Annotated in this window: 11 protein-coding genes; 1 reads left to right on the top strand and 10 read right to left on the bottom strand. The window is 38.7% G+C overall.

Annotation, left to right across the window (positions count from 1 at the left end):
- Positions 1-64 precede the first annotated feature (64 nt).
- The 10 genes from ybiA to ABD000_RS07400 all read right to left on the bottom strand — a co-directional run bounded on the left by ybiA (position 65) and on the right by ABD000_RS07400 (position 18,840).
- Complete coding sequence (ybiA, locus tag ABD000_RS07445; protein ID WP_343765446.1) at positions 65-847, bottom strand: riboflavin biosynthesis intermediates N-glycosidase; 783 nt, start codon at positions 845-847, stop codon at positions 65-67.
- A gap of 6 nt (positions 848-853) precedes the next feature.
- Complete coding sequence (locus tag ABD000_RS07440) at positions 854-6,694, bottom strand: hypothetical protein (RefSeq protein ID WP_343765443.1); 5,841 nt, start codon at positions 6,692-6,694, stop codon at positions 854-856.
- 4 nt (positions 6,695-6,698) lie between these two features.
- The gene (locus ABD000_RS07435; RefSeq protein WP_343765437.1) at positions 6,699-9,110 is read right to left on the bottom strand and encodes a TonB-dependent receptor; all 2,412 of its coding nucleotides are present in this window, start codon (positions 9,108-9,110) and stop codon (positions 6,699-6,701) included.
- A gap of 97 nt (positions 9,111-9,207) precedes the next feature.
- Positions 9,208-11,187 (bottom strand): protein-disulfide reductase DsbD family protein, encoded by a 1,980-nt coding sequence (locus tag ABD000_RS07430; RefSeq protein WP_343765435.1) that lies wholly within the window; start codon positions 11,185-11,187, stop codon positions 9,208-9,210.
- A 22-nt stretch (positions 11,188-11,209) separates the two neighbouring features.
- The gene (gene tilS, locus ABD000_RS07425; RefSeq protein ID WP_343765432.1) at positions 11,210-12,529 is read right to left on the bottom strand and encodes a tRNA lysidine(34) synthetase TilS; all 1,320 of its coding nucleotides are present in this window, start codon (positions 12,527-12,529) and stop codon (positions 11,210-11,212) included.
- 146 nt (positions 12,530-12,675) lie between these two features.
- Complete coding sequence (locus ABD000_RS07420; protein ID WP_343765429.1) at positions 12,676-13,983, bottom strand: anthranilate synthase component I family protein; 1,308 nt, start codon at positions 13,981-13,983, stop codon at positions 12,676-12,678.
- A gap of 2 nt (positions 13,984-13,985) precedes the next feature.
- Complete coding sequence (locus ABD000_RS07415; protein WP_343765426.1) at positions 13,986-14,525, bottom strand: NADPH-dependent FMN reductase; 540 nt, start codon at positions 14,523-14,525, stop codon at positions 13,986-13,988.
- Positions 14,526-14,607: 82 nt separating this feature from the next.
- Positions 14,608-16,014, bottom strand: a complete 1,407-nt coding sequence (gene lpdA / locus ABD000_RS07410; protein WP_343765423.1) for a dihydrolipoyl dehydrogenase — start codon at positions 16,012-16,014, stop codon at positions 14,608-14,610.
- Between the two features lie 143 nt (positions 16,015-16,157).
- On the bottom strand, positions 16,158-17,507 hold the full coding sequence (locus tag ABD000_RS07405; protein WP_343765421.1) for a sensor histidine kinase: 1,350 nt from the start codon (positions 17,505-17,507) through the stop codon (positions 16,158-16,160).
- Positions 17,497-18,840: a sigma-54-dependent transcriptional regulator gene (locus tag ABD000_RS07400; RefSeq protein WP_343765419.1), complete on the bottom strand. Its 1,344-nt coding sequence runs from the start codon at positions 18,838-18,840 to the stop codon at positions 17,497-17,499. Before ABD000_RS07400 ends, ABD000_RS07405 begins: the two co-directional genes overlap by 11 nt.
- A gap of 204 nt (positions 18,841-19,044) precedes the next feature.
- Between ABD000_RS07400 and ABD000_RS07395 the strand changes: the two genes are divergently transcribed.
- On the top strand, positions 19,045-20,298 hold the full coding sequence (locus tag ABD000_RS07395) for an efflux RND transporter periplasmic adaptor subunit (RefSeq protein ID WP_343765417.1): 1,254 nt from the start codon (positions 19,045-19,047) through the stop codon (positions 20,296-20,298).
- The last annotated feature ends 42 nt before the right edge of the window (positions 20,299-20,340 follow it).

Genomic DNA, 20,340 nt, shown 5'->3' with positions numbered 1-20,340 from the left:
AACGTGGTGTTGAGATTGTTTGGTCATGAATTATCGTAAGAATATAAGCATCTTAGATCGAAAATTAATACTCTCCCATCAAATTGATTCTTAATTCTGTCAGTATTTCACCTAATAAATTCATTCCTTCCCAATTGGATCTTTTCTTAGCTTTTTCATTAAAGTGTTCTAATCCTATCCCCCAAATCTTATCTTGAGGAGAAGCATTAACTAATGTTGTTCCATTTGTTTTGCTAAGAAAATTATTCAAATCGTCATTTTGAGTAAATTTGTATTTGTTTCCTTGGTAAACGAATCGCCATCGGTAAACTTTCCAGGTATTTTCATTAAATTTTTTAACCTTTAATCCAAGATTTTTTATTTCGTTGGGGTCATTAGTTTTCATAATATAATCTGCAGTCTCTAAATCCAAAAATACCATTGCTTTACAATACATCATCCATTGTTCAATTGATATGAATTTTTGTTTCTCTGGAAAACCCTCTTCCAATAATTTTTTATAAAACTTGTTTTCCCACATATAAATTGGACCTATAAAAACAGAATTATAACTCTCTGAAAAAGGCGATTCTGTTTGAGAAAAAAAAGTGAATTTCTCTTTCTTATCTCCAACTCTACTCTTAACTAATTCAGCAATTCTTTCTTCTTCTAAGAAAAAATCTCTTCGTGCGGCAGCAAAATTGTTAAATGTAAAGGCCTCAGCTTTCCAATCTTCAAATGTCCAGTTTTGTCTTTTCGCTTTTTCAGTCTTCCTTTGTTCTTCCTGAAGCCATCTATGATACAATCTATCGTCTTCAATTGATAAAGCTTTTATCTCTTCATAATTAAGTTTTCTTGTAAATTTCATGTTCGCTTAAAGTTCATTCATTCTTATAATCTTCACAATTCGTCCATCGATTAACTCATCGTACACATTAATCACCTCAAAGTTCAGCCCCTTCTTAATGATTACTTCATCTTGAATAAAATTACAATTTGGATTAGTATTACATAAGTTTTTTCCGTAGTCTGATATATCATCTATATCCACTCCCGTTTTAGAGTTTATAATAAACTTAACCTGCAGTTTATCTGGATTATAAAATTGATCTATAAAATTATTTGCTACTTCTGTATTACTACTTGTGGAAAGATAGCCAGTTTCAGTTACTATTGCAGTGCTTCCATTGGATTGTGCTAAATTATAAGGCTCAATATATTTAGACTGAACTAAAGATGCATCAAGATTCTGTCCCCGAAAGACTGATCCCTCATATTTCCTTGTATCCTGTAATTTATCTATTGCGTTATCAAGAATTTCAGCCCAAGCTAAATCTATTGAGTTTGGATTTCCACTATAAAAATTACCATTTAGATCAAAAGAGGATTTAGTATATCGATGAATTGATATTGTTTCAATTTCTGATATTTCAGGTGTTAATAGAAAGAGTTCGTCAGAATTGAGCCTAGAATATGAATAATCTACATTTGAAATTCTCATAAAATCTTCTATGGAATTCATGGAATAAGATCCATCAATTATCTGATTTGATAAAATCTGAAGAAAATTTATATCAATACTCAGTGTGTCGACAACATTAGCGACGTAGCAGACTTTCCATGCATCTACCAAATCTAAATTATCTAAGATTTCATCTAGTTTATCGGGATGTTGACCAAAATCAGAAATAAATCGTGACAACAACACATCATCATTAATTCTAGCTATAATTGTTGGATAGGTGGATGTAAAATAATTTTCTACGTCATTTAATCTGGCAGTTAAATGAGAAATTGCCAAATCGATATTTTGCCTTTTACCACTATCTAGGTGTCCCATTTCATCCAAGGTGAGACGATCCCTCTCTAATAATTCCTTAGTTGCTCCGATTTCACTATGAGAAGCATAACTTAGCAGATTATCGCCATCGTTGTCTAATGTGTTTTGTAATTGATTTATTTCGGTTGCAACCTGATCGGTTTGATTAGCAATTTGAGTTGGAGTTCGATTTAAGGCGTCTAAATCTCTTAAATTTTTTAGTTTGCTTGAAATTGCAAAATCGGTAATACTCACTACTCCCGTAGCTAAACTTACCTTATTAAATAAATCTGCCAACTCTGGTATGTCATCTCTAAACGCACTCCCTGCAATACTGGTTACTGAACTTATCTTATCAGCATAATAAATAACTTTTCCTATTTTGCTAAGTTGTGCTAATTGACCACCAGGGATGACCAGGGAAACCACATCAACACCAGTCTGCAACAAATCTCCTTGAGTCTCAAGATCTCCTACTCTGCTCATATAATGTAGTAGTAATGCCGGGGCCGGAACTGCTATAGGCAATCCAGAATCATCAGTAAGAGTAAAATCTTTAAGCAAGTCTTGATTTGATAAATTAGTTATCATAACCAAATCAAATGGCTTATGAGAATTGATGAAGTTTGTATTGGACAAGAATATCCCTGTCTTTACTGTTTGCTCTGCTATGATATTGGCATTATCCAGATCAACACTAGTGTCAATTGAAGAGTAAAAATCATTTGGATTTGTATACATATGGGTAAATCCAAATTTCACATCTGTCCAAAGTCTCCTAAATATATTCTGATACCCGTATTGGTAACTTAAATTTTGAGTAGCCTCAATTTCAAAATTCAATAGATCACTTTGATATGCAGCTAAATCATCTGAGAACCAAATGGTCTTATAGTATTGATTCAGTAAAAGTGTGATCAACTCTTTCCTGTTATCTCCGGAAAAAAGAAACGTACCATCATCGATACTTTCGAATAATACCTCCCAAAGACATACTAATTTAGACTCTACATTATTACCGTAGTTTCCTGAACCTTTAATCTGCAAGGTAACTTCGCACGTATTTTCAAGATCTAAAATAAATTGATTAGAATCAAAGTTTTGAGGAACATGTTTAATTAGTTTGTTAATTGCTTCTTCACTTCTACCATCTGTCCAAAATTGGGATATTAGTTTCTTGATAGCATTCATCCTGCCATCATAACTAATGTCATTTCTTATTTGATCCTCACTAGCAAATTTAAGACAATGCAATAGTTCCGTTGCACTTATGGAATTATCACTATCAAAGTTTGAAAGACAATCTTGTGTAGCTTGTGCTTGATTCTTTGCATAAACGACAAACTCTTGTAAAAAAGTTTGATAAAACAAAACCTTATCACCTGATGACCATTGATTAAATAGTTCATTATTATTCTCGGACATTCTCGCATTCCAATCTCCAAAATATTCATATGAACCGGGGCTATATTGTGTAGGAGGAATATTTATTGATTTAACAAGGTTATTGGTATCCCAATCATCAAAAGTGGTAGTGAATAGTTCAAACGTCTCCGGAAAACGATTTCTCCATTCCGCTATTTTTAGTAGTAAAAGATATTCTTCAGAATTTTGATGCCCGTTAATTGTATTTCTATATAGTGATGTGATTGAAGTTTGTGAATCTCCGATTAGCAATTGATCAGAATATTCCTTCGCAAATACTTGATTTGAGAAATTTGGAAAGAAAGAAAGTGTATTGGTTTCTACAACATTCTCTGACACGGCAGAGAAACTTTGTATATCATTTATATGCTTAGCAACTATGTAGCCAGCAGAGCCTGATATGGGTGAAGGATAACCAATAGTAAGCTTATCTGTTGTTATGGTATTATTATATGATTCCGGAGTATAGAAATCATCTCCTCCAACTAATTTATATCCATTAAATACTTCTCCTGTAGAGGAAAAATTTGCTCTATAAGAAATAGAGTCACTCTGCGTGACTAAAGTAAAACCTGTAAGTGATCCTGGATTTACTTTTTCATGCCTGTCGTCATAAATTCCATAATAAAATATAGGTTTTATAAAATCAGACTTCTTTAATAAAAACTTTTTATTTGATGGTGTCCAGAATGGATAGTAAACTTCTTCTTCAAATGTAATTCCTAACTCATCAGGTAATTCACTTAGAATTACTGCACTCTCTCCATCCTCATCATCTTGAAATAAATAAAACTGTAGACCTGGATCATGAATTTTAGCCCAATCCAGGTGATTTAATTCCAGTCCGCTGCCATAATCCATCAACCAATTGGTTGAACCCTGCGGAGTTCCTAATTGGGTGAAAGGATGTTCTAAAGCGAAGACTCCATGACCAACTTCATGAGCGATAGTACCGGCAATGCTGTTCTTGCCTTCTTCGGGTGAGTCTACCGTACTAAATACAAAACCAAATTGCCTGCCTAAGGGCATAAATCCACCTACTGACCTGCTGGGTGCAATATTTTGATCGAATAAGAAAATATAATACTGATCGGGATCATAGTTTTCAGCTTTATATGCATTTATGATATTGCGTTGATCATCTGTATAATTCGCAAATGCACCACTCTCTCCTATTTGTACTGTATCTCCTCCATACGTAGCTGGATCTAAATTGAAGGTGGTTTCTGTGATGTTAAATTGAACTGCTGCTTTTTTAAACACCTGATCGTTCAATACCGCATTCAAATTATCAGGAATTGTGGCTCCGTTAATCGCGACCACGGTAAGATTTACATCGCGCTGTGCCAGGTGCCATAAATCAAACGCACCGGCGATGGTCTGAGTTTGATTCGCATCTGTTGAATCCTGGGGTTGTAGCGTAGCATAAATACGCTGCGATTCAAATTCAAATTGACCGTTTAGCGTAAGGGTAGCGATATCATTCGTGATTGTCTTTTCGATTTCTGCACCTTGTTCAGTTTTAAATACCAGCTGATCTTTTAAAGCGTCATCATTTGTAATGATTTGAGCATTGATCGCATCAATCCCAGAAAGTTGCACGGCCTTGTTTACGATACCATACGGATTGCCGGATGCATCTAAGATTTCTTCGTATAAATCGTCCACTCCTGCAACATTAGGCTTTGCATCGTAACCATAGGTATAGGTGGTTGCATCTTGAAATACGACTTTAATACCTTGTGCTGATAACTGGGTTAATTGCCCTCCTGTAAATCCGGGTAATGTGCTGGTATCTATTGGTCCGCCTTCTCCCACTTGGCCTCCTTCTGTAATGGTCCCGTCACTAGACACGTTAAAAACATCCCCGCTGGCATCGGTAATTGTCACATCGTCACCACCAGGGTAGTTCACAGTGATTCCCGTATCTGGATCGGTAATCGTAATTGTTCCATCGTCATTGACTTCAATATTATCAGTAGTGATGTCAAAATCAAGTTCGATAACATCCAGATCATTGGCTCCCTCAAATATTTCGGTAAAGTCTTCTAAGAAATCAATATTGCCCCAGTCTGCATCGTAGGTCGTTTCTACCACCCCAGAAACCAGTTGCATATCGGTATTAATCTGAATTCCATTAAAAACAACGGCTATCTTGGTATCCAGTAAATAGGGCACGTTAATGAATCCACCACCGCTAAAAGGTGCATTTCCACTAGTAACTTCTAATACCGTCACCGGGAAGTCACCCGCGGTAAAAACATCATTAATAAATAGCTCTTGCAGTAGATCCTGATTCGATAAATCTACAGGATCGGGTTCAATGTTACACCCCTGATAGGCTGATGCAGACTCATCCAGCGTAGTGAATTCTGCCATAGGTGATTCGCCGTAACTATTAAACTGGCAATTCCCGCGAATTTTATATTCATAGGTAGTCTCTGGTGCAAGGTTATTGATCTGGAGATAATCCCGCGGAGTCTCCAACTCATACCAATCAGAATTGGCGTTTTTTTCCCGATACATCACCGTATAATCCAGGTGCGATAAATCGCCCTGCCAGCTTACCTTAGCAAAGGTATCACTCAACTCATCTGTACTTAAAAAGGCAGGTGCTCCACAATCCATCGGGTAATCAAACCAATAGATTTCACTAAACCCATTATTGGTAAATACACCTATTTCTTCATTGCCTTGAGTCGCAAAAGCACGTACCCGCCAGGCATAGCGTTTCCCGGTGAGGAGTAAAGGCTCTGCCGGGCCGTATAATAAGGAGGTTTGGCTGGTTATAGTTTGATAAAAGGGTTGAGAGCCTAAAAACAATGCCTGGGGATCCATATTCTCATCCCAGATCTCTACCATGGTAAATTCATATTGTACGTTGGTCACATTGATGTGACGTGGTGTCCAGGTAAAGTTGATGTTGGTAGGATTCATCTCATTGATGATGGCCTCATTAAGCGGAAGATTAAGCAGCGGAGGATCATTTTGAAATAAGATAAAAGAACTACAGCTTTTTTGTGATAGACGTTCTGCACTAATGACATCATAGATCTCATAACAAAAGTTATAAATCCCTTCGGGCAACGATTGTGCATAAGCTGTTTGGGTGATCCCCTGTAAATTTTGAAATTCAAAATAGGGTGCCAGATCAACCGAATTTAACTGAAGCGGAATGCCCCCATCCAAAAACAGCGCCGGTGCGCCAACGACCACATCTTTACTAGAAGCGTTTATTCCCTCTCCTTCTACATATACCTTAAGTCGCACGTTTCTATTTTCGACGGTTAAATCTGAAAGAATAATTTGTAGTTGAAGCTTCTCAAAAGTCGCTGCCTGGTCTGCATAATCATTGAGATACACCGGATGCGGAGGGAAAGCAACAGGATTTAACTGCACAGGAAAAGTTTGCGCAATACCTGAACCTAGAGCAAAAAGAAATAAAATGAGGGTGAGTAAATGTCTTTTCATGCAGTTAATTGTTTTTTTGGAAGTAGTCAATCATTCCCTCCAGTAACAGATCCTTTAAATTTTCTCTTTCTTCATTTGCCAGGTAAAGCTCCCTTACCTGCTGCTCTTGTTGATCTCTAAATTGTCGTAACTCAGGAATTTTTACGAATGATTCAGCATTTTTTATCAGTGCCAGATCGTCCATCATTTGCATATGGGCGTTGTACTGTTTTTCAGCTAGTCTAAACTTAACATATTTTTTTGAATATTCTTCAAAATCACCGGAATTTTTATCGGCAACTTCCTCTGGATCAATTCCTTCAAAAGGCGTGTTTTCTATTTCGGTCTTCGCCGAAAGATATCGTGTGGTAATTCCGCCAGATAGACGTCGACCATCATTACGTAGTTCACGACCGGCCTCAGCTAAAACTTCATTATAATACACATTAAAATCTGCTTCAGCATACAACGCATCTAAGTAATCGATCACCTTATCCCGTAGTATCGCATCTTCTTCAAACTGAAGCAACAACAAATCATTGGCTAGCTTATCAATCTGTTCAAGTTGGGTTTTCCCGGCAATATCAGCTACCTGAAGATAAGCCGGTTTAATTTGATCCAAGACTTCTTGCGCATTCCCTTCATATACATTATCTCTATAGCGTACTTTAATCAAACTTAGTGCAGTGTTTCGATTGAAGCCAGCTCTGTCTTTAGTCGCATCCTTCTTTTTGGCTGTGGTAAATGCATAGCTGTATCCCAACGTCGCGGTAAAATCAGTATTGTCTGCAGTTGGGGTATTTCTAAACAGGGAAAGTATACTCAAATTAAATTGATGCTTTTCAAGCCAAGTATATCCTGCATTAAGTCTAAAGTTGAGAATCCGGGATTGCTGTTCTTCATCTTGGCTGGAGGTGTTGTAGGAACTTGAGAGAGAACTACGTAATTTTTTCTCAAAAAACTGTTTGTTGACTGCAAGACTTGGTCCCATAGTGAGGGTCTCTACCTCTGCCGCACTGGTAATAGTCGCGTTATAAGCGGCAGAAACACTTAGTGCGAGATCAGTGAATCCCAGCGTATAAGAGGTCGCTCCATTGAAAAATTCATTTGTGTTGATGGTCGTTTCAAACTGATTGAATTCTTCTTCTTGAATGTCCTGCGTATCTTGATACGAAAGATTTACATTTATGGTTTGGGGCTTTTTTTCGTTCTTAGACAGCCTGTAATTAGCCGCCAGATTAGCGTTTTGCGTAAGCTGCCTAAAATTGAGTGAATCCAAATTATCCACGGCAGTGACCTGATTGATGTAGTCAAACTGACTACGGATATTAGTAAAACTTTGAAAGTTTGAATAGGATCCTGAAAGCGATAATCGCTCTGAGGCAGTTAGATTTGCATTCACCGCAACGACTGTACGCTCCTGCTGACTGCTTTTTTTGTTATCCAAATTATCCTTTTGCAGTCCCGCATTTACGCCTAGACTCAATTTATCTTTAAAAAGAGTTTGCGTTGCATTAACGGTGATGTTCTCCAGGTCATTATTAAAAAAATACGCGCCAAACGTATTGTAGCCTGGGTCGATGCGTTCGTAACCTGCACCAATGGTCCCCTTTAGGATCGCATAATCCAAACGCACATTAAAGGCATTGTAGTAATTTGTGGTGGTCTTTTCATCAAAGGCAAATCCCAGTGCGCCAATGTTTCCCTCAGCATCTGCAGCATTAAGGTTTTGAGTCACCGCAGAGGTAGCAAATTCTGCTCCCAATACAGCTTTATCAAAAAGCGTGATTCCTCCATCCAGACTCACTACCAGATTTTCTTTTGGTGTGATTCCGGTTTCATCAGGCACGGGTTGATTTAAAGAACTCTCATCATCTTTAGCACCAAAAATCGTAAGACCTACATTCGCTTTTTTGAATTGATAGGAGGATTTGATTCCGTAGCCCATTCTGCGATAAGCGGGTAATTGATCCGGTCGCTCCTCATCATATTCCAGGGCTCTAATTAGTCTTCCGCCAAAGGCGCTAATCTTATAGGGTTTATTTGGGGTAATGTCCACTCCCAATCCGGTGTATTGATGTCCATTCACCGTGTAAGGTGAGAATGAACTTGCTACATCTCCAATATGAGCCGTGACCCATTTGTAGGATGGATGAATGCTTAACCGATTGAATTTAAAGGGCTGACTATATTCAAAATCCTGATTAGAATACGAAAATGAAATCGGAATGTTATAAATCCCGCTAATATTGGCATTTAAATTACCACTTAAAATGTAAGTGAAAGGATCTCGTAGTGCAGTTCCATCGTAAAAGATGGTATTTGCGTTTATTCCGCCACTAAGCGTAAAGAGATCAGCCTTACCGATTTGAGTTAAATCCTGAGCAAAGAAACTAATAGAAGAAAGCGACAATAAGCTGAGTAAAGCTTTTTTCAATAGCCAACGGTTTAGAAAGCAAATGTATCGTTAAAAGGTGCTTTAGCAAAATTTTAACGTTAGGAAATTCTTAACTTTAACACCCAAATAATGAATGTCAATTGCTCAATGACCCTACTTTAAGCCACTCCAAAAACTCCTGCGCATTTGGCGTATAGCCTTTTGGGGTGTTGAGCAGTCCCAGATCAGGAGAAAGCAAGACATAGTATGGCTGAGAATTATTTTTAAAATTCAGCGTTTGAAATGTGGCCCATTGGTCTCCAATGGTGCGGATTTCTTTGATGCTACCATTGGATCGCTTCACGCTAAACCGATCCTCTTGGGGTAATTCTTCACGATCATCTACATAAAGTGAAATCAAGATATAATTATTCTTAATCGTTTCATAGACTTGTGGTACACTCCATACCTGCTCTTCCATTTTACGACAATTCACACAGGCCCAACCGGTAAAATCCAGCAAAATGGGTTTATTAGCTTCTTTGGCTGCCGCTAAGCCTTTGTCAAAATCTTTATACGCTTTTAGTCCCAACGGACCGCTGGCGTCTTTATCGTAGACACTATAAAACAGCGGAGGCGGAAAACCACTCAACAATTTCAAATTAGCGTAAACCGTATTCGATAAACCGGGCACTAAATAGATCACAAACATCAACGTAAAGACACCCAGTACTTTTCGGGGAGCTTTAATTTTAGCCGTTTTATCATCATGCGGAAAGCGAATCACCCCAAACAAATACAGCATCAATCCTATACCAACCAGTAACCAGATACCGATAAAAATTTCGCGCTTAAGCAGGCCCCAATGTTCAACCAAATCTGCGTTGGATAAAAACTTAAAGGCAAGTCCTAATTCGATAAAGCCTAAAACAACTTTTACGGTGTTTAGCCAGCCACCGCTTTTGGGTAAATTATTCAACCAGTTGGGAAATAACGCAAACAAAGCAAAAGGTAAGGCTAACGCTAATCCAAAACCTCCCATCCCGGCAGTAAGCTGCCATGCACCACCATCTGTGGTAAGTGAACCACCCAGTAAACTCCCTAAAATAGGACCGGTACATGAAAAGGATACTAATGCTAAGGTCAACGCCATGAAGAAGATCCCGATGACTCCGCCAACACTGCTGGCTTGTGCATCCATTTTTGCACTCCAAGATGCGGGTAAAGTGATTTCATAATACCCAAAGAATGAAAATGCAAAAAAGATAAACACCAAAAAGAACACGATGTTTAAGGTAACATTGGTTGAAATGGTATTTAAAAACTCAGGGTTAACTGAGTCTAACACGTGAAACGGAACACTCAGCAGTACGTATATCAACAAAATAAAAAAGCCATACATCATTGCATTAAATAGTCCTTTTCCTTTGCCATCGGCACTTTTGGTAAAGAAAGATACCGTAAGCGGAATCATAGGAAACACACAGGGCGTGAGCAAGGCGATGAGTCCGCCGACAAATCCTAACAAGAAAATGGATAAATAACTTTCTTCCTTGACCTCTTCAATCTTAAATTGGTCGGTTTGCTTTAGGTCTATGAGCAATCCATTTGCCTTCAATTTATCCTGTTCATCCAGAGCTTCGGGTTGGGAGGATTGCTTACCTAAAAGTGACAAAGAGAATGATTTAATCTCTGGGGGTAGACAGCGCATGTCATCACAGACCGAAAATAAGACCTCAACATTTAAAATTGCCTTGGGGTCAGTTATCTTGAGGCGTTGGATAAAGGAAACTTCACCTTCAAAATAGATGAGTTCTTTTTCAAACACCTCATCGTATTTGGTTATTCCTGTTGGCTCCACCACCTTTCCAACACGTTGAATACCATCCACATCTGTAAAAGTGAACTGGGTTGGTGTGGGACCTATCCCATCTCCACCCACAGGCTGCTGAGACGGCAAGTGCCATCCATCATCCATTGTAGCTGTAAAAACAGCCTCTGCGGTGGTATCGTCAATTTTTTTTAAGGATGCCTCCCAAGTAAGTGGCTCTAACACCTGATCATCAAATCCAAACTGAGCAAATGTGAGTGAGGCAGTTAAACTAAAGAGTATAAAATATAAAGATGTGTGTTTCATTGATTTAATCCATAACAAAAAGCTATTCAACGTGATAGCTCATTCTAAGCAACTCCGTATCCTTAGCGGTTACCTTATACCGCTCATCTGTGCGGTGATTCACCACCCAAATGATATCTTCTGCACTGCGTAGAATGAGTACTTCTTGCTTTTCCCACAAAGATAACTTTTGATTGATAAAAAAGTCGCTCAATTTTTGGGTTCCATTCATCCCTAACGGATAAAAATAATCTCCCTGCTGCCAACCACTTAATGTAAGCGGAAAACTTAGCTTTATTAGTGGGAAATACGCCACATTACTGCCCTCATCCAGTCGTTCTATACACGTATTGAAGGTCAAATAACCTACCGGAAGATTAAAACGTCCCTCTTCTACCTGTTCTCTTGTAATGTGAGTGCTGTAATAGGTGGTTCTGGAGCGTGGTAGTGCAATCAGCGTTCCCCGATTTTTTAAAATTTTATGGGTAGGTGTTACGATGTATTTTCCGGATTGCGCGTGTAATAATTGCAGCAAATCTTTTTTTGAAGGCTGAAGGCTTTTTAACAACTCAAATAAAAGGCTTTCGTAATTTGGAAATTTCTGAAGCCGAAGGATATCCACACTAAGTTCATCACCCTTCCCGGTGACAACTAGGGTTCTTACCTGCTTTATATAATCTCCCAGTAAAGCCGAAGCCTCGCCTACATATTCTTTGGTCTTTTGAAATGCCGGAATAATCCCCTCAGCAGCTTGATCCAAGGGCGGAATCACCTGATGCCGAATCTTATTTCTGAGGTAATCATCACTGGCGTTGCTGCTGTCTTCTCTCCAGCTAAATCCCTGTGCTTTTGCGTAGCTAAGAATCTCTTTACGTGAAAAAGGCAGCAAAGGGCGCAAGATCATTTCTCGCTGTGCAGGTATTCCGGTTAGCCCGGTTAAACCTGTGCCCCGGGACAGATTGATTAAAAATGTCTCCAGGTCATCATTCGCGTGATGCGCGGTGAGAATAAACGAGGCCTGAATTTCTTGAGCCAGTTGATCAAACCATTCGTAACGCAGTTTTCGGGCGGCCATTTGGGTTGAAAGCTGGTGCGCTTCAGCATATGCCTTAGTGTCAAATCCCTTGGTATAAATGTTCAGGTTGAGTTCTTGAGCCAGTCCTCTAGCGAATGCTTCATCCTCGTCGCTCTCTTTTCCGCGTAAGCGAAAGTTACAATGTGCCAACGCAACCTCAACTCCGGCTTCTTTACATAAATGTGCTAAGACTACGCTGTCTAATCCTCCGCTAATCGCAATAATGACCTCTTTCTCTAGTAGTTGAGAGAAATTTTGTTCGATATGTGTTCTAAACGCGCTAAGCATTGTGGTAAATATACACTTCTTTGGATTGAGGCTTAATGATGATAGATTTTAGATCTTTGAGTTTTTCGGAATTTGGAGTTTGGAATTTTTGAATTTGAGATTTATCAATCGGGATGAAGTATTGGTTACTGCAAACTGTTCGTTGATTATTGAAGCACTTCCCTCATGGCTTTAGCCTTCAGCAAACACTCCTCATATTCGCGCTCTGGGGTAGATTTACCCGTAATGGCACTGCCTACAGAAAAGGAGAGGAATCGTTTATCTGCATTATACAGGATGCTGCGTATGACCACATTAAAGTCAAAGTCCAGCTCTGGCGTAAAATAGCCCACTGCACCGCTGTAAAGTCCGCGTTTGGTTTCTTCTAAGGCTTCAATAATCTTCATGGCAGAAACTTTTGGTGCACCGGTCATGCTCCCCATGGGGAATGTACTTTTGATAAGCGCTACAGGATCAATCGTGGGAGTAACTTCACTGGTCACTGTAGAAATCAATTGATGCACTTGTTTAAACGTATAGATTTTGCACAATTCTTCTACCTGCACGCTTCCTTTTACGGCCGTTTGTGAGAGATCATTGCGCACCAAATCGACAATCATCACATTTTCTGACTGCTCTTTTTGGTCCTCACGCAAGGCTTTTTTGAGCGCTTTATCTTCCGCAGTATTTTTAGCCCGTTTCGTAGTGCCTTTGATGGGTTGAGAGATCACCTTAGTTCCCTCTTTTCGCAAATAGCGTTCAGGGCTGGCACACAATAAATAATGCGCGTCTATTTTTAAGAAAGCCGCGAATGGCGGACTTGAAATTTCATTGAGTCGCAGATAGGTTTGTAGCGCATCAATTTGCGCATCCTCCGCATAGAACTCCTGGCAAAAGTTCGCTTCGTAAATATCCCCACGCTGGATGTGAGCTAACAGCGTATTGATTTTGTTGTGGTAGGCATCTTTGTGAATGCGTAACTTGATTTTAGGTTTCTCCTCGTAAGAAGTCTTTATATGAGATGGGTCACCGTCAAGCGGAAGAATTTCGAACAAGTTCGCGACATCCTCCTCCAATTCATCATCAATCATGTTTAGGTAATGTACCTCTAGCGCATTTCCTTTTAGGAAAAATAAGCGTTTAGGTTGAAAGAAATACAAATCCGGAAGCTCCAGCCCATCATGATTAGTGGACCTGAGCTGCTCCACATCATTTTTGAGATCATAGCTAAAATATCCAAAGAGCCAGTCCCTTGTAACCTGTATGTGTTCAGAAAGGTATTCAAAAGCACCTGCTGTGGTCGTGGTGAAGGATAAAAATGCATCCACGGCCAAGACGGCATCAAACGATGAATAAGTTTGATCATACTCATTAGAATCCAGCCAAACCACCTCATCAAATTGTTGCGCCCAATGTTGAAGCTGATGTTTTGCTAGTGGAACATCCTCAATAGAATATGTTTTGACAGTGCGCAATCTTAGGAGATTTCTCTTGAAAAGGTGTTGAGGACTTCGTGTAGACCAAGGACGAGCATCTCATCGCTTACCCGTTTATTCTCCTGATCGAAGTTCTCATGAAATGAGGGAAAACTAAAGCTTTCTACTACTGTGCCACCAAATCTAGGAACAATCATTTTCATGAACTCCAAAGCTGATTTTCCCCCTCTTTGCCCGGGCGACGTACTGGTGAGTAATACTTTTTTATCTGCTAAAAAGTTACGGTTAATGCGCGATAACCAATCAATAATGTTCTTAAAATACGCTGAAACTGAACCATTATGCTCTGCTACCGAAATGATGACCGCATCGTGCTCCGCAATGATATTTTTGAGGACCTGTACATCCACAGGGAATGAACGTTCCTTTTCATGCTCCACGCTATACATTGGAAACTCGTACTGATTTAAATCTACTACTTTCACTTCATGCTCGTCTAACTGTGCAGCGATATATTCCAACAATTGTTTGTTGATGGAGGTTATGCTATTAGACCCGGCAATGGCTAGTATTTTTTTCATTAGAGAAGCAATTAAGTAAAAAGCAGAAAGTCCTCACCTCTATCCTCTCCCAGCGGGAGAGGAAGTTGTGAAAGGTAACGTTTTACATGTGTAGAGCACGATCGTCTGTAGCGGCGAGAGCAGCTTCTTTGACTGCTTCGGCATAGGTGGGGTGCGCGTGTGACATGCGTGCAATATCTTCTGCACTTGCTCTATACTCCATAGCAGTAACCGCTTCTGCGATTAGATCAGCAACTCTAGCTCCTACCATGTGTACGCCCAAAACTTCATCAGTTTCTTTATCAGATAGAATCTTTACAAAACCATCGGTATCTCCACTGGCACGTGATCGCCCTAAAGCACGCATGGGAAATGATCCACTCTTATATGCTACACCGGCATCTTTAAGCTCATCTTCGGTTTTCCCAACACTAGCAACTTCTGGCCAGGTATATACTACTCCCGGAACTAAGTTATAATTGATGTGAGGTTTCTGTCCTGCGATGACCTCTGCAACAAAAGAACCTTCTTCACTGGCTTTATGCGCTAACATCGCTCCCTTAACTACATCGCCAATCGCATAAATATTGGTCACGTTCGTTTGCAGATATTCATTTACTTCAATTCTACCGCGTTCGTCTAATTGGAGTCCGGCAGCTTGAGCATTTAATCCATCGGTATAGGCTTTTCTACCCACGGCTACTAAAACATAATCTCCTTTAAACTCAACTTCATTGCCTTTTTTGTCTTTGGCTTTTACGGTAACCTCATCACCATTGCGTTTTACATCATGCACTTGATGCGACAGTGCAAATTTCATTTTTTGTTTTTTGAATACCTTCAACATTTCCTTGCTTTGTGCGCGATCCATGGTGGGAATGATGCGATCCATGTATTCTACTACAGTAACTTCGGCACCAAGTCGCTTATATACCTGACCTAGTTCTAATCCAATCACTCCGCCACCAATAAGGATCATATGTTTAGGAATTTCTTTGAGTGACAACGCTTCGGTAGAGGTGATAATACGCTCTTTATCGATCTCGATAAAGGGCAGGCTTGATGGCTTAGATCCTGTAGCCACAATGATGTTTTTGGCTTCTATGGTTTGGGTTTCACCTTTAGTCAAATTAATCTCAATGTGTGTAGCATCTTTAAAAGATCCAACCCCATGGATGACCTCAATATCATTCTTATTCATTAAAAAGTCAATACCAGATACGGTTTGATCAACAACGGCTTGTTTGCGACCAATCATTTTTTCAAGATTAACCTTGACCTCACCGGGGATTTCGATCCCGTGCTCTTCAAAATGCTTCACTGCATCTTCATAATGATGTGAAGAATCTAATAATGCTTTACTGGGGATACAACCTACATTTAAGCAGGTTCCTCCCAGACTGTTATATTTTTCAATAAGTACTGTTTTCATGCCCAGTTGAGCACAGCGAATGGCTGCAACATATCCACCGGGACCTGAGCCAATAACGGCTACATCGTATGTATTCATAAGATCTGTGTATTCATTTTGAATAGACTACAAAGTTACGATACTGATGAGTGATATCACAATCTAAGCGTACTTTCTTGTCATAGGGAAATTCATCAACTTTTCTAAACGCTGAAGTATATTTATTCATCACTTCCATTACATTATTCTTGAAAAAGTAATTGAACTTCGGTTCCTACTCCCTGTTCACTTTTTATGGCAATTTTGCCTTGATGAAGCATCATAATCTGCTTACATAAACTCAACCCAATACCACTGCCTTGTTGTTTCGTAGTATAAAAGGGAACAAATACGGTTTCTATAATTTCTTCAGGAATTCCTTTTCCATTATCGATGATACGAATGAGCGTTTCCTTACGATTAGTTCTTTGTGCAATGATGTTAATGTGAGGATTTTCTAGATCCAATGTTGCATCAATTGCATTTAGAATAATATTGATCAGTACCTGTTCAATAAGATAGGTGTCTACAAGAATACTTAAGTCTTTTTCGTGAACCTTAAATGTCAACCTAATATCTTTATTTTCCAATGTTGGCTGAATCAAGCTACGTATACTTGCAAACAAATCATTGGCTTTCACTGCAGTTTTATTGACATGAGAAATTTTATTGAGGGTTCTGTAGGTCTTCGCAAATTTCATTAGTCCTTCACTGCGTTTATAGATACTCTCAATACCGATTTCAAGATCTTCAATATCCAGTTTATTTTGACCGGGCTTATTTTGAGCTTCTTCAATCGAAGTACGCATAGTTTCAGCCAAAGATGAAATTGGTGCAATGCTGTTCATGATTTCGTGGGTCATGACACTAAGAAGTTTTTTCCATGCATCGCTTTCGTTTCGGTTTAGCGTTTCATCAATATTTTGAATCATGATGAGTTTAAATGAAGTTTGATCTACATCAAAAATGGTATCTGAAATTAACACCTTAACTTCCTCCTCACCCATTTTGAGTAGTGTTGAATCTACATTTGGATGATAGGTTTCAAATAATTCATCATACGCCTTTGGCTTTCTTTTTTGGACGAAAGAGATGTTTTTGAAATTGGGAAAATCTAGTAAATCCAAGAAAAATGAATTCGTCCACAACACTTCTCCCGTCTCAGTATTATAGGCTATGATGCCTACATCAACCATTTCCAATATTTTTTGCAAATACAAGAACTGCGCCTGGCGTTCATTATTTATCTCTTTGATCGTTTTATTGACCAAATTAAAGCCACGATAAAGTTTTTGAATGTCAGGCGTACCTCTATCCTCTGTATACCATCTTGAAAAGTCACGGTATTTCACTGCTTCAAAAAAATCGTCCATTTCTCTAAAGCGTTTTGTAATAAAGTGATAGAAATTATATAGAAAAATGATTCCCAGCAGACTGCCTATACTTATTATATACACATTATTTTGTGTTATGCCATAAGCGATTAACACCAGGCACACTAATAATAGAAATGTCCTTATTGTTAAGGAAAGAAAATAATGTTTATAGATCATACTTATTTAACCTGCGATATAATGCTGTACGTGTTATACCTAATGCTTTGGCACTTTTAGAGATATTACCATTGTTCTCATCGATAACCCTCAAGATCGTCTTTTTCTCTATCGCCTCTAGATTAGTTTGTTTAGTGGTTTCAGCAGGTAAAGCTTGCTCAATCACAGAGAACGAGAGATCGTTTTCTGTGAGTTCATGCCCTTCGGCCATGATAATGGTTCGTTCCAAGGTGTATTGCAATTCACGCACGTTACCTGGAAATGAATGCTCTTTTAATTTCTTAATAAACCCCGGAGTAAATGAATACTCTCCCTTGTTGTATTTTTCCGCGTAAAGCGAAACAAAATGATGGGCCAAAAGCGTGATATCGGTTCCTCTTATTCTTAGTGCAGGAATGGTAATATCCACGGTATTGATGCGATATATAAGGTCCTTTCGAAAACGTGACTCATCAGCTAATTCTTGAATAGGCATATTTGTAGCACAAATAAGGCGTATATCGATGTCAATGGCTTTATTTGACCCAATGGGGGTTACCTTTCGGTTTTGTAGCACTGTGAGTAGTCGCGCTTGTTGATTCAAGGATATATTCCCTATTTCGTCTAAAAATAAGGTTCCACCGTGTGCTTCTTCAAAGCGTCCTTTTCGATCTGTATTTGCCCCTGTAAATGCTCCCTTTACGTATCCAAAGAGTTCACTTTCAAAAAGACTTTCGGTCAATGATCCTATGTCGACTTTTACAAAGGATTGATTTTTTCGCAACGAATTTTCGTGGATTGCTCTGGCGATTAAGTCCTTACCGGTACCGTTTTCACCTAGAATCAACACATTAGCATCGGTTGGGGCAATCTTATCTAGTTTAGAAAAAATATGCTGCATAGGCTCACTCTCTCCTACGATACGTTGTGTTGAGGCAAGTGAAACAGCTTTACTATTTGAGGAAGACTTTTGATGAACTAAATCGGTTAATATTTCAATGATCTTATCATTCTTCCATGGCTTAACGATAAAATCTGCAGCACCTAATTTTAAAGAGCGTACCGCTAGATCAATATCTGCATAGGCTGTAATAAGGACTACCTGCAATCGTGGGTACGAACTCTTTATTTTATTTAACCAAAAAATACCTTCATTTCCTGTATTTACGAGTCCGTTGAAATTCATGTCTAAAATAACAACGTCAAAAGACTCTTTGGTCAAAATACTAAGAATTGTATTGGGGTTTTTAGCCGTAACGACCTCATTCACTTTTTGTTTAAGGAGTAGCTTTAGTGCGATGAGAACATCTTCGTCATCGTCAATAATCAATATGCGGGCGTTTTTTAATTGCATGATTACAATATTACAACTTTGTGTTAAAGAATAAATTAGTTCAACAGGTTAATTCATTAAGAGCCAATCTTGTATCAATTGCGAACAGGATCTGTATCAAAACCGAACACTTAAATTGATGTTAAAATTTTAAATTACTGATTTTAAGACTTCTACTATTTTGGCATTATCTTTCTTATAAATAGGGTGTATCAAAAATTAATCATGGATATACCAATTGAAAAGAAAAAATACACCACAAAAAAAATAGTAATGTATACCGGCATCATTGCCCTAATTGCACTCATCATTTTTGTTATTCTGTCCTCTAGCGGAGGATCTAAATTAAATGTACAAAAAGAGCGTATTAGTATTTATACCGTAAAAGAAGGAATTTTTCAGGAAAATATTCCAGTAAATGGGGTTGTTTTGCCCATTACCACAATCTATCTAGATGCGCTTGAAGGTGGGAGAGTTGAAGAAAAACTAGCAGAAGATGGCGCGATTCTTAAAAAAGGGGATCCTATTCTACGATTATCAAATACAGATTTAGAGCTTAGTCTGGTGAACCAAGAAACTTCTGTTTATAATCTACTTACCCAAATGCAGATTTCTCAAAATGCTGCCCGACAAAATACCATCAACCGTCAAAATCAATTTACCGATGTCGAAAATAGTCTCATTGAGGCAAAACGCGTATACGACATGAACGAGAAGTTGTATAAAAAAGGAGTGATTGCCCGACAGGATTATGAATCTTCTTTGAATGATTTTAATTATCAAAATGAGCGCATGAAATTATCTAAACAAGTGCTTGCGCAAGATTCACTAGCCGTGAAACAAGAATTAAGTCAGGCGAACAGCTCCTACGCAAGAACCCAAAGCGCCTTAGAACTCATGCGTAAAAAAGTGGCTGATTTAGTTGTGAGAGCGCCTGTAGATGGACAGCTTACATCATTGGATGCAGAGATCGGTCAATCCATTAATAAAGGCGAACGCCTAGGCCAACTGGATGTATTAAGCGGTTTTAAAATTCGTGCCGAAATTGACGAACATTACATCACCCGAATACACGTAGGTCAAAACGGTACGTTCACGTTTAATGCTGAAACCTATACGCTTACCATAAAAAAAGTGTATACCCAGGTTACCAATGGCCGCTTTCAAGTAGATATGGTTTTTGAAAAAGAAGTACCTGAAGAAATTCGTCGCGGACAGACCTTACAGATTAGATTAGCATTAAGTCAGGAAAAAAAGGCATTACTAGTTGCTAAAGGTGGATTCTTTCAGGAAACCGGGGGGAACTGGATCTTTAAATTGAGTGAAGATGGCTCCAGCGCCTACAAAGCTGATATTTCACTGGGCAGTCAAAACACTGAATATTATGAAGTCATCAAAGGATTAAAACCAGGTGATCAAGTCATTACCAGTAGCTATGATAACTATGGTGAAATACAGGAATTGATTTTGAAAGAGTGAGAAGTTGGAAATTGAAGAATGACAAAAAGTACGAAGTACAAA

The organism is Gangjinia marincola (assembly GCF_039523415.1).
GTDB classification, from domain to species: domain Bacteria; phylum Bacteroidota; class Bacteroidia; order Flavobacteriales; family Flavobacteriaceae; genus Gangjinia; species Gangjinia marincola.
Note: the sequence above shows the minus strand (reverse complement) of the source record. Positions and strands in the feature narration are given on the sequence as shown.